Annotated in this window: 12 protein-coding genes; 8 read left to right on the top strand and 4 right to left on the bottom strand. The window is 66.5% G+C overall.

Translation table 11 applies throughout. The features are described from left to right. The 3 genes from VFA16_RS13890 to VFA16_RS13900 all read left to right on the top strand — a co-directional run. A partial coding sequence (locus tag VFA16_RS13890) for an ArsA family ATPase (protein WP_324968377.1) occupies positions 1–829 on the top strand: 829 nt, incomplete at its 5' end. Further along, positions 826–1,209: a hypothetical protein gene (locus VFA16_RS13895; protein ID WP_324968378.1), complete on the top strand. Its 384-nt coding sequence runs from the start codon at positions 826–828 to the stop codon at positions 1,207–1,209. The genes VFA16_RS13890 and VFA16_RS13895, both read left to right, overlap by 4 nt. Before the next feature lie 86 nt (positions 1,210–1,295). After that, complete coding sequence (locus tag VFA16_RS13900; protein ID WP_324968379.1) at positions 1,296–2,027, top strand: lysophospholipid acyltransferase family protein; 732 nt, start codon at positions 1,296–1,298, stop codon at positions 2,025–2,027. Here VFA16_RS13900 and VFA16_RS13905 read toward each other — a convergent pair. Beyond that, positions 1,964–3,343, bottom strand: a complete 1,380-nt coding sequence (locus tag VFA16_RS13905) for a glycosyltransferase 87 family protein (RefSeq protein WP_414687718.1) — start codon at positions 3,341–3,343, stop codon at positions 1,964–1,966. The two genes, VFA16_RS13900 and VFA16_RS13905, sit on opposite strands and share 64 nt — an antisense overlap. Before the next feature lie 85 nt (positions 3,344–3,428). Between VFA16_RS13905 and VFA16_RS13910 the strand changes: the two genes are divergently transcribed. Genes VFA16_RS13910 through VFA16_RS13920 form a run of 3 tightly spaced genes read left to right on the top strand, consistent with a single transcriptional unit; the run spans position 3,429 to position 6,261 of the window. Continuing rightward, complete coding sequence (locus VFA16_RS13910) at positions 3,429–4,298, top strand: hypothetical protein (RefSeq protein ID WP_324968380.1); 870 nt, start codon at positions 3,429–3,431, stop codon at positions 4,296–4,298. Between the two features lie 10 nt (positions 4,299–4,308). Further along, positions 4,309–4,812 carry a polyadenylate-specific 3'-exoribonuclease AS gene (locus tag VFA16_RS13915; RefSeq protein WP_324968381.1) on the top strand — a complete coding sequence of 168 codons (504 nt, stop codon included), beginning with the start codon at positions 4,309–4,311 and terminating at the stop codon, positions 4,810–4,812. Positions 4,813–4,872: 60 nt separating this feature from the next. After that, a complete protein-coding gene (locus VFA16_RS13920) occupies positions 4,873–6,261 on the top strand; it encodes a class II 3-deoxy-7-phosphoheptulonate synthase (protein WP_324968382.1) in 1,389 nt (462 codons plus the stop codon). Positions 6,262–6,277: 16 nt separating this feature from the next. Here the strand turns inward: VFA16_RS13920 and VFA16_RS13925 are convergent, their stop codons facing one another. Then, complete coding sequence (locus tag VFA16_RS13925) at positions 6,278–7,483, bottom strand: protein kinase domain-containing protein (RefSeq protein ID WP_324968383.1); 1,206 nt, start codon at positions 7,481–7,483, stop codon at positions 6,278–6,280. An 80-nt stretch (positions 7,484–7,563) separates the two neighbouring features. Between VFA16_RS13925 and VFA16_RS13930 the strand changes: the two genes are divergently transcribed. Next, complete coding sequence (locus VFA16_RS13930; RefSeq protein ID WP_324968384.1) at positions 7,564–7,968, top strand: Rv2175c family DNA-binding protein; 405 nt, start codon at positions 7,564–7,566, stop codon at positions 7,966–7,968. A 7-nt stretch (positions 7,969–7,975) separates the two neighbouring features. Here the strand turns inward: VFA16_RS13930 and VFA16_RS13935 are convergent, their stop codons facing one another. Continuing rightward, positions 7,976–9,502 (bottom strand): alpha-(1->6)-mannopyranosyltransferase A, encoded by a 1,527-nt coding sequence (locus VFA16_RS13935; RefSeq protein ID WP_324968385.1) that lies wholly within the window; start codon positions 9,500–9,502, stop codon positions 7,976–7,978. A 5-nt stretch (positions 9,503–9,507) separates the two neighbouring features. After that, positions 9,508–10,557, bottom strand: a complete 1,050-nt coding sequence (gene idsA2, locus VFA16_RS13940; protein ID WP_324968386.1) for a bifunctional (2E,6E)-farnesyl/geranyl diphosphate synthase — start codon at positions 10,555–10,557, stop codon at positions 9,508–9,510. 165 nt (positions 10,558–10,722) lie between these two features. On the opposite strand from idsA2, the gene VFA16_RS13945 reads away from it, so the two are divergent. Continuing rightward, a partial coding sequence (locus tag VFA16_RS13945) for a mycobacterial-type methylenetetrahydrofolate reductase (RefSeq protein ID WP_324968387.1) occupies positions 10,723–11,198 on the top strand: 476 nt, incomplete at its 3' end.

Raw genomic sequence — 11,198 nt, forward strand, 5'->3', positions numbered from 1 at the left:
GTGGGATCACATCGTGGTCGACTGTGCCTCCACCGCCGACGCGTTGCGGATGCTGACGTTGCCTGCCACCTTCGGGCTCTACGTGGAACGCGCGTGGCCGCGCCATCGCAGGCTGACCGTCGCCGCCAGCGACACCCGCTCCGCCGCAGTCGTGGAACTGCTGGAGCGCATCCGCGCCAGCGTTGACCGGCTCAGCGCGCTGCTAACCGACGGCGGCGTGGTCGGTGCGCATCTGGTGCTGACCGCCGAACGGGTGGTCGCCGCCGAGGCGGTCCGCACGCTCGGTTCGCTGTCGCTGATGGGCGTGCGTGTCGAGGAGTTGATCGTCAACCAGATTTTGGTGCAGGACGATTCGTACGAGTACCGCAATCTCCCCGAGCACCCGGCGTTCGACTGGTACGCCGAACGGATCGGCGAGCAACAAGCTGTGCTGAACGAACTCGACGCCACCATCGGTGACGTGGCGCTGGTGCTGGCTCCTCATCTGGCCGGTGAGCCGATCGGCCCCAAGGCGCTGGGCGAGCTGCTCGACGGTGTGCGCCGTCGTGGTGGGTCGCCGCCGCCCGGGCCGCTGCGTCCCGTCGTGGACCTGGAATCAGGATCAGGGCTGCAGTCGGTGTATCGATTGCGGTTAGAGTTGCCCCAACTCGAGTCCGGCGCGCTCACCTTGGGCCGAGTCGACGACGACCTGATCATCGGTGTCGGCGGCATGCGGCGCCGTGTCCGGTTGGCATCGGTACTGCGGCGATGCACAGTGTTGGACGCGCATCTTCGAGGCAGCGAGCTGACGGTACGTTTCCGACCTGATCCGGAGGTGTGGCCAGCATGACCGGCGTTCACCCCGACATTGGTCCAGAGTTGCGGAAACTTGCCCAGAGCATCCTGGATGGCATCGACCCAGCGGTGCGTGCTGCGGCGGCGCGAGCGTCAGGCAGCGGAGTCGGCACCGGCAAGTGCCAGCAGATGTGGTGTCCGGTGTGCGCGCTTGCGGCGCTGGTGACTGGTGACCAGCACCCATTGCTGACCGTCATCGCCGACCACAGTGTTGCGCTGCTGACGTTGATCCGCGCGATCATCGACGACATGGACCGGTCGGCGCCGCCCCCGACTCCCGGAGGGCCGCCCGGTGGCGGCGCCACGGCCGCGCCCACTGGCGAGGCGCCGGCGACCAGCCGGTACCAGCCGATTCCCGTCACCGTCGAGGAGTAGCTGTCCCGTCGCTCTGTGGTCGCATCCGCAGCCGGTGGGTACAGTTGGCGCAGAGCACCGTCGGGTGTGGGTGAGAGGGAGGGTCCATGTGGTACTGGCTACTCAAGTACATCTTCATGGGCCCCCTGCTTGCACTTCTTGGCCGGCCGAAAGTTGAAGGGCTGGAATATGTTCCGCGCACCGGGCCGGCGATACTGGCCAGCAACCATCTGGCTGTCGCGGACAGCTTCTATTTGCCGCTGGTCGTGCGGCGTCGGATCACCTTCCTGGCGAAGAGGGAGTACTTCACCGGCACGGGGCTGAAGGGCTGGTTCCTCCGCTGGTTCTACAGCACGACTGGACAGGTGCCAATCGACCGCAGTAGCGGTGACGCCGCGCAGGCAGCGCTGGACACCGCGGAGCGACTGCTCAAAGAGGGCAAGTTACTGGGCATGTATCCCGAAGGCACCCGCTCGCCCGACGGGCGGCTCTACAAGGGCAAGACGGGGCTGGCACGGCTGGCGTTGCACACCGGGGTGCCGGTCATTCCGGTGGCGATGATCGGCACCGACAAAGTCAACCCACCGGGCAGCAAGATGTGGCGGTTCGGCCGGGTTATCGTCCGCTTCGGCAAACCAATGGACTTCTCTCGCTTCGAGGGACTGGCCGGCAACCACTTCATCGAACGGGCCGTCACCGACGAGGTGATGTACGAGTTGATGAGATTGTCGGGACAGGAGTACGTCGACATCTATGCGTCCACCGTCAAGAACGGTCACAAACCCGCGGCACTGTCCGGTGGGACCGCCGCCCGGATTCCCGAAACCGCAGCCGGCTGATCCGCCCGGTCCGCGGCCATCCAACCGACCGCCGACATCGGTGCCCGGTCGGGCGCCGTCGCGATCTCCCGCGCACTGCGAGCCGTGACCGTGATGCCGGCGGTCACGATCGCCGCCAGCGCCCACCACACGTAGGAGGCTCCGACAAGCTGTCGCCACCACGCCGCAGTCGTCTCGTGGTACTTGGGCATCAGATCGATCGGCGTCCACACCATCAGCGCCACTCCGGCGGCGCTGACCGCGGCAAGGGCTGCACTGCGCCGGCGGTAGGCCAGCACCGCCGTCACCAGGACCGCCGGCAGCATCCACACCCAGTGGTGCGACCACGACACCGGCGACACCACCAACCCGAACAAAGCGACGCAGATGACCGCCAACGCCGGCTCACCGGCGGCGAGCACCCGCCGCGTTGCCCATATCGTCACGGCCAGCACGAGCAGGCACCCGAGCACCCACAGCACGAAGCGTTCCTGCTCACCCAGGCCGGAGCGGGCCAAGGCGCCCGCGATGTTCTGGTTGGTGTTCAGCGTGGCCGCGCCGATCCGATCGGTGTTGCGCACCGTGTTGGTCCAGTACTCCCGCGAGTCGCGCCAGGCCAGCACGAAACCGGCCAGCGTCGCCGCCGCGAAAGAACACACGGCAGTCAGCGCGGCGCGTCCTTCGCGGCGCAACAGGAAATACAGCAGGAACACCGCGGGGGTAAGTTTCAGCGCGATGCCCAGCCCCAGCAGCACGCCGCGGGGCAACACGGTTCGGCGCGGCAGGCAGTCGGCGATCACCAGCGTCATCAGCACTACGTTGATCTGGCCGTAGGCGAAGTTTGACTTGATCGGCTCCAGCCAGATCACCGCAGCCGCTACCACGGCCAGCGCCAACCACCACCGCCGCCACCGGACGGGACCGGGCAGCAGGCGCGACGAGCGCCACACATCGAGGCGGGTCAACACGACCATGATCGCGACGAGCAGCAGCGCCAGCGTCGTGCAGGTGATCGCCACGCTGGCCGCCGGCATCCGCAACCACGCGAAGGGGCAGAACACGATCGCCGCCAGCGGGGGATAGGTGAACGGCAAGTTCAGCCCGATGGGGGTGTGAAACATCGTGTCTTTGTAGAGCGGACGGTTGTCCAGCCAGGCCCGTGCGCCCATCTGATAGACGTCGATGTCGATGCGGTAGGGGATGTGTCCCAGTAGCCGCCAGCTCGCATAGCTCAAGGCCGCGATGGCCAGCAGCGGAAGCACACACCACACGGCGATCCGCCCGATGATGGCCCGCCCCCGCCACGCGCCCGTGTCGGGCGACCCCTGTCCGCTCATGTCGGAGAACACCCTATCGGTGTTGCGTGCACCTCAAGCGGCATGGTTAGCCGCAACGGGCGGCCGGTGGCGTACGTTTTCTTAGGTGCTCCAGTGGTTGCAACACGACATCATCGAGCGGGGTCGACTGCCGTTGCTGTGCTGCCTCGTCGCGTTCATTCTGACTTTCGCGGTGACGCGCAGCTTCGTGCGCTACATCCGCCACCGGGCTAGCGCCGGGCTGCCGCCGAAATGGTGGCAGCCGCGGAACGTCTACATCGGGTCGGTGCACATCCACCACGTTGTCGTCGGCGTGGTGATGGTGATGATCTCCGGTGTGACGTTGGTGACCCTGTCCATCACCGGAAACCAATATGAAGTCACCGCAGCCGCAATGTTTTTCGGTATCGGGGCGGCCCTGGTGCTCGACGAGTACGCGTTGATCCTGCATCTGTCCGACGTCTACTGGGAAGAGGACGGCCGCACCTCGGTGGACGCGGTGTTTGCCGCTGTCGCGGTCGGCGGACTGCTGGTGCTCGGCCTGCACCCGCTGATGTTCTTTCTGGCCGCCTGGCAGGACACCCATTCGCCGCTGATGCACGCCGCGGTCATTGCCGGGTTGGTGCTGACACCGCCGCTGGCGGTGGTGGTGCTGCTCAAGGGCAAGGTGTGGACCGGGCTGATCGGCATGTTCTTCGTAATGCTGCTGGTCGTCGGCGCCATCCGGTTGTCGCGTCCACATGCTCCCTGGGCGCGTTGGCGATACAACACCCAGCTCGACAAGATGCGGCGTGCCCTCGAACGGGAACGCAACCTGCGCCGCCCCGTGGTCGGAGTCAAACTGTGGCTGCAGAACATGGTTGCCGGTACGCCGCGGCTGCCCGACGACGACATGGTCGACGCGGAACTGGACCGCGAGGTGCACGCCGCCCCACCACCCGAAGGAATCCAGCGCGCCCTCGCAAGCGGGGGCTAGGGTTCGGCAGGTGCGGTATTTCTACGACACGGAGTTCATCGAAGACGGCCGCACCATCGACCTGATCTCCATCGGGGTAGTGGCCGAGGACGGCCGCGAATACTACGGCGTATCCACTGAATTCGACCCTGAACGGGCCGGCAGTTGGGTGCGCACGCATGTGCTGCCCAAGCTTCCGCCACCGGCTTCGCAGTTGTGGCGGTCGCGCTTGCAGATCCGCTCCGACCTCGAGCGGTTCTTCCGCGTCGATGCTGGTGAGCCGATCGAGCTGTGGGCGTGGGTCGGCGCCTACGACCATGTGGCGCTGTGTCAGCTGTGGGGTCCAATGACCGAGCTGCCGACGGCGATGCCGCGGTTTACCCGTGAACTGCGCCAGTTGTGGGAAGACCGGGGCCGTCCCCGCATGCCACCCCGCCCACCCGATACCCATGACGCCCTGGTCGACGCCCGTGACCAGCTACGACGGTTCCGGCTCATCATCGCGGCGGGTGAACCGGGCGCGGTGGCGGACTGAGCTCTTCGCATCCGTGCTGCTCTGGGCGGTCGAACGCCGCAGGCCCGTTACGATGAATGGATGAACTGGACCGTCGACATCCCGATCGACCAGTTGCCACCGCTGCCGCCGCTGCCTGCGGATCTGCGGGCGCGGCTGGACGCCGCATTGGCGAGGCCGGCCGCCCAGCAGCCCAGTTGGCCGGCCGACCAGGCCGAGGCGATGCGCAAGGTCTTGGAAAGTGTGCCACCGGTTACGGTGCCGTCCGAGATTGTGAGGCTGCAGGAGCTGCTGGCCCAAGTCGCCCGCGGTGAGGCGTTTCTGCTGCAGGGCGGCGACTGCGCGGAGACGTTCACTGACAACACCGAGCAACACATCCGTGGCAATATCCGCACCTTGCTGCAGATGGCGGTCGTGCTGACCTACGGTGCCAGCTTGCCGGTGGTCAAGGTGGCCCGGATCGCCGGCCAATACGCCAAACCCCGGTCGGCCGACATCGACGCGCTGGGGCTGTTGTCCTACCGCGGAGACATGATCAACGGGTTCGCCCCGGACTCCACCGCCCGGGAGCATGACCCGTCGCGGCTGGTGCGTGCCTACGCCAACGCCAGCGCGGCGATGAATCTGGTGCGGGCGCTGACGTCGTCGGGCCTGGCGTCGTTGGACCGGGTGCTCGACTGGAACCGGGAATTCGTGCGGACCTCGCCGGCCGGCGCCCGCTACGAAGCGCTGGCGTCTGAGATCGAGCGCGGGCTGGCGTTTATGAGCGCCTGCGGGGTGGCCGACCGCAACCTCGAGACCGCCGAAATCTACGCCAGTCACGAGGCGCTGGTGCTCGACTACGAGCGCGCCATGCTGCGGCTGTCTGAGGAGCCCGACGGTACGCCGAAGCTGTACGACCTCTCGGCGCACTACGTCTGGGTCGGGGAACGCACGCGCCAGCTCGACGGGGCGCATATCGCCTTCGCCGAAGTCATCGCCAACCCGATCGGAGTCAAGATCGGCCCGACGATGACTCCCGAGCTGGCTGTCGAATACGTCGAGCGGCTCGACCCGCACAACAAGCCGGGCCGGCTGACTTTGGTGAGTCGGCTGGGCAACAACAAGGTGCGTGATCTGCTGCCGCCGATCATCGAAAAGGTTCAGGCCACCGGTCACCAGGTGATTTGGCAGTGTGATCCGATGCACGGCAACACCCACGAGTCGTCCAACGGCTACAAAACCCGGCATTTCGACCGCATCGTCGACGAAGTGCAGGGCTTCTTCGAGGTGCACCGGGCGCTCGGCACTCACCCGGGTGGCATCCACGTCGAGATCACCGGCGAGGACGTGACGGAGTGTTTGGGTGGGGCGCAAGACATTTCGGACACCGACCTGGTGGGCCGGTACGAAACCGCCTGTGATCCGCGGCTGAATACCCAGCAGTCGCTGGAGTTGGCGTTCCTGGTTGCGGAGATGCTGCGCGACTGACGCTGTCGAGCTAACGCTAGAGCAGGCTGCTCAGGTTGCTGCCGATGGTCCACGCCGCGGCGGCGATCAGCCCGGTGACGGCTAGCACGATCGCCACCCAGACCACCACCATCCGTCGGGCGTGCTGCCGTTCCCAGATGAATTCGCTGAGCTCGATACCGGCGAATTGCCCTGAAACCGCTTGGTTGTCGACGTCATCGTCGTCGGCAGGCCAGTCGCGAGTCAGCTGCCGGGTGGGTTGGCGAACCGGCGCTGCCGCCGGTGGGCGCGGCGGGTGATCGGTGACCTGCTGAGTTTGAATTCGACTGTGGTACAGCACAGCTGAGCGGTGCTGGGCGGAGTTGCGCGGCGCCGGCACCCGGAATTCCGGTAGCCCCAACTCGTCGGCGAGAGCATCCAGTTCGGCGCCCAACTCGCATGCATCGGCATAGCGGTCGGCGGGGTCACGGGCCGTCGCACGCGCCACCAGCTCGTCGAACTGCGCGGGCACTCCGTCGATGGCGCCGCTGGGCGGTGGCACATCATTGTCCAAACGCTGGTAGGCAACGGTCAGCGGCGAGTCGCCGGAAAACGGCGTGCGGCCGGTCAGCAACTCATACGTCAGGATCCCGACCGCGTAGACATCGCTGCTGGGCGTGGGTTTCCCGTCGCGTACCTGCTCGGGGGACAGGTAGGCGGCGGTGCCCAAAATGACGCTGGCCGAGGTGATTCCGGCGGCGGCCACGGCGCGGACCAACCCGAAGTCGGCGATCTTGACTTCGCCGTCGTCGGAGATCAGCACGTTTTCCGGCTTGACGTCACGATGCACCAGCCCGGCGCGGTGCGCGGCGCCCAGGCCACCGAGCACGGGCCGAAGCACCGGGGCCACCGCATGCGGCGGCATCGGGCCGCGCTCGATCAGCAATTCGCGCAGTGTGCCGCCCTCGATGAGCTCCATCACCAGAAACGGGTGCCGGGCGTCGAGTCCTTGGTCGTAGACCGCGACCAGGCCCGGGTGCTTGAGCCGCGCAACCGTGCGGGCCTCCAGCCGAAAGCGGGTCAGAAATTGCTCGTCACCGGCGTAGCGAGCGTCCATCACCTTCACCGCGACAGGGCGGTCGAGTCGCTCGTCGAGGCCCCGGTAGACCGTCGATGTGCCGCCGCTGGCAATCTTGGCCTGGACGCGGTACCGGCCGTCCAGCAACGCGCCGTCGAGCGGATCCCCCGTCACAGCTGCGGCCACGGAGCCATCGTAGGTGCCAGTGTGATTCGGCTGCCGAAACGTGCACGCAGCGCGCCGGTATCAGCTCTAGACTTGTCGCGGTGAGCAGTATTCCGGCCGGCGACGACGTTCTTGATCCCGACGAGCCCATTTACGATCTGCCCCGGGTCGCCGAGTTACTCGGCGTCTCTCTCAGCAAGGTTCACCAGCAGCTGCGGGAAGGCCATCTGATCGCAGTGCGACGCCGCGGTGACGTGGTGGTGCCGCGAATCTTCTTCACCGAATCCGGTGAGGTGGTCAAGAGCTTGCCGGGGCTCCTGGTGGTGTTGCACGACGGCGGCTATCACGAGACCGAGATCGTGCGCTGGTTGTTCACCCCGGATCCGTCGCTGACCGTCACCCGGGACGGGACGCGCGACGCCGTGACCAATGCCCGTCCGGTCGACGCGCTGCACGCCCACCAGGCCCGCGAAGTGGTGCGCCGCGCCCAGGCTATGGCTTATTGAGGGCGTACTAGTCACTTTCGGCCATCTCGCTGCGCGGCTCCGGCGCCCGGTACAGCGCATACCACGCGACCGCCGCGCACGCCGTCGCCAACGAGACATGCAGCCACGAATACATCCCGTGTGCCCCATCGGGTCTGAAGATCACCATGATCCACGTGGAGAACGCCGCGATCGCCGCGACCGATGCCCGCGACTGAGCCAGCGAGGCCACCACTGCTAGCGGCCAGGAGTAGTACCACGGCAACGCCGCGGGCACGAACAACACCACCACCAGCATCGCCCACGCGATACCGGTCAATGCCTCGCGGTCGTTGTGGCGAAACCGCCACCACAGCAGGGGCAGCGCCACGGCGATGATTGCGATCCCGACGATCCGGGTGACGTGCAGCACGGCATAGAAGTTGACCGGGAAGAACCATCCGCCCAAGGCGTGCACCAGGTTCGCGACCGCCGTCGGCACCGTGAGCCAGTTGATGATCTTCACCGAACCGGCCAGCGCGGTCAGCCAGCCCAGGCTCACCCGGGCCACCGCGGACAACACCGCGAATACCGCAACGAAGATCAGCACCGACGTTGCGGCGGCCGCCGCGAAGGCCGGTAGTGGCCGGTAGCCTCGGCGGTCGCGCAGATGGTGCATCCACACCCAGACCAAAAACGGCAGCGCTATCCCTGCTGTCGCCTTGACCGCTACTGCCACGGCGACCACCGTGATGCCGGCGACATGGTGGCGCTCGAAAGTCAGCGCGATGCCGGCGGCCATCAGCCCGACCATCAGCATCTCGTTATGGACGCCACCCATCAGATGGATGATCACCAGCGGGTTGAGCACGCAGATCCATAGCGCTATGCGGGCATCTGCGCCGAGATGGCGAGCGATGCGCGGTGTAGCCCAAATCAGCAGTGCCAGCCCGGGCAGCATGCATAATCGCAGCAGCATGGTTCCGGCGATCACGTGGTTGCCCACCAGCATCGTGATGAACTTAGCGACCAGAATGAACGCCGGGCCGTACGGCGCGGTGGTGATAGTCCAAATCGGACTGACGTTGTCCAGCAAGGGATTCGGGTTGTCGACCGGAGCAGCGACGTAGGGGTCGAGGCCGTCGCGCAGTAATGCGCCCTGGGCGAGATACGAGTAGGTGTCTCGGCTGAAGACCGGCACCGACAGCAACAGCGGCGCAAGCCAGAAACCGGTGGTGGCCACCAGCGTGTATTCGGTTGCCTCGCCGGCGATCACGCGCCGTCCCAGTCGCAGCCATGCGATCAGCATCAAGGCGACACCAAGCCACAGCGCTGTCGAGGACAGCACCAGCCCGTGCCCGAAACGCAGCCACGACAAGCGCATCGACTCCAATAGCGGGTCGTGCGGCTTGGTGCTGCCCGCTCCGAGCCCGCCCGCGGTAATAAGCGCTGCACCCACGAAGCCCAGCAGCGCCGGCCCGGCCTCCCGGGTACCGCTGAACTCCCGCAACCGCGAAAGACCTTGGCCGACAACGTGACCCGATTTAATGGCTGGTGTGGGTGTCGGAGTGGTCATACCGCTCACGCGGACCTGGCGGCAGCCAGCTTGGCCAGCTCGGACAGCCCTGCCCTGGCCGCTGCGTTGATCGGTGCGGAAGCCAAGGTGTCCAACGCCCGCCGGGTCAGCCTGTCGATTCGCTGTTCCACGGCGTCCAGCGCACCTAGCGCCCGAATGACATCGCGCAATTTGCGCACCTGCGCGTCGGTCAGCTCAGTGCCCATCGAGGACCGCAATAGTTTGGCCGTCATTGGATCGGACCGGTCGGCCATCGCCACCGCCTCGGCCACCAGCACGGTTTGCTTGCCCGACCGTAGGTCGTCGCCGGAGGGCTTGCCGGTGACGGCGGGATCACCGAACACACCAAGGACGTCGTCGCGCAGCTGAAACGCCAGCCCGAGATCGATGCCGGCCCGTTCGAAAACTGCATGCACGTCGGGCCGATCCGCGGCCGCCGCGGCACCCAATTGCAGCGGCCGCACCACGGTGTAGAAGGCGGTCTTATAGGTGTTGACGGTCATCGCCGAGGCGACCGATTCAGTGGCGCTGGCCTCGGCGACGATGTCGAGGTATTGGCCACCCATGACTTCTGTGCGGATATCTGCCCACACCCGGCGGACTCGGCGGTGCGCGTCGGGCGGTAGATCGGCATCGGCGACGATGTCGTCGGCCCAGGCCAGCGCCAAGTCGCCGAGCAGGATGGCGGCCGACACCCCGAATTGGTCTGCCGAGCCTCGCCAGTGCCGGGCACGGTGCAACTCGGCGAAGTTCACGTGGGTGGTCGGCCGGCCGCGGCGGGTTGCGGACGCGTCGATCACGTCGTCATGCACCAGCGCGCTGGCGTGCAGCAGTTCGAGCGCGGAGAACAGCAGCAACACGTTCGCGCCGGCCTCTCGGGTGGCCACCGCTCGCCAGCCCCAGTAGGCGAACACCGGACGCAGCCGCTTGCCGCCGACGAGCACGAACTCCTCTAACCGGGCGATCAGGGCGTCGTAGTCACCGCCGATGTGAGCAGCCGCAGTGCGGCGGTCACGCAGATACCGTCGCAGCTGCTCGGTGATCCGGTCGGCCACCTCAACGGCTGCCGCTGCTTCGACGCTCAGCGCGGCGCCCCTTTCGCCCGATGTGTGTTCACGCTAGAGCGTACGGCTGGTTTCGCGGGGTGGAGACGGCCCTGGGCTCAAGGCACCACCCAAGTTGCTTCGACAGGCTCACTATCTCGCACCTATGCTGTCGGGGTGGCCAGCACCCTTAACACCGTTGCGCTTGAACTCGTACCGCCGAACCTGGAGCGCGGCCCCCAGCAGGCGCTGGAAGACGCGCGCAAAGTCGCGCAATTGTCCGCGGACTCGGGCATCGACGGCCACATCGGGCACGTGATGATTCCGGGTTTAATCGCCGAGGAGGACGACCGGCCCGTCGAAATGAAACCGAAGCTGGACGTGCTGGAGTTCTGGTCGCTCATCAAACCGGAGCTGCCGGGGGTGCGCGGATTGTGCAGCCAGGTCACGGCTTTCATGGACGAGCCCACCCTGCGCCAGCGGCTCACCGAGCTGGTGTCCGCCGGGATAGAAGGCATCGTTTTCGTCGGTGTACCGCGCACGATGAAAGACGGCGAAGGGTCCGGCGTAGCGCCGACTGATGCCCTGTCCATCTATCGCGAATTAGTGGGAAATCGCGGCGTAATCCTGATCCCCACCCGGGAAGGCGAACA

It is taken from the genome of Mycobacterium sp., assembly GCF_035653355.1.
Lineage (GTDB): Bacteria > Actinomycetota > Actinomycetes > Mycobacteriales > Mycobacteriaceae > Mycobacterium.

Bases quoted from the DNA above. Each gene is read 5' to 3' on its own strand.
- VFA16_RS13905 (WP_414687718.1), bottom strand. From the start codon at position 3,343: ATGAGCGGACAGGGGTCGCCCGACACGGGCGCGTGGCGGGGGCGGGCC.
- VFA16_RS13920 (WP_324968382.1), top strand. From the start codon at position 4,873: ATGAACTGGACCGTCGACATCCCGATCGACCAGTTGCCACCGCTGCCG.
- VFA16_RS13900 (WP_324968379.1), top strand. From the start codon at position 1,296: ATGTGGTACTGGCTACTCAAGTACATCTTCATGGGCCCCCTGCTTGCA.
- VFA16_RS13935 (WP_324968385.1), bottom strand. From the start codon at position 9,502: ATGACCACTCCGACACCCACACCAGCCATTAAATCGGGTCACGTTGTC.
- VFA16_RS13895 (WP_324968378.1), top strand. From the start codon at position 826: ATGACCGGCGTTCACCCCGACATTGGTCCAGAGTTGCGGAAACTTGCC.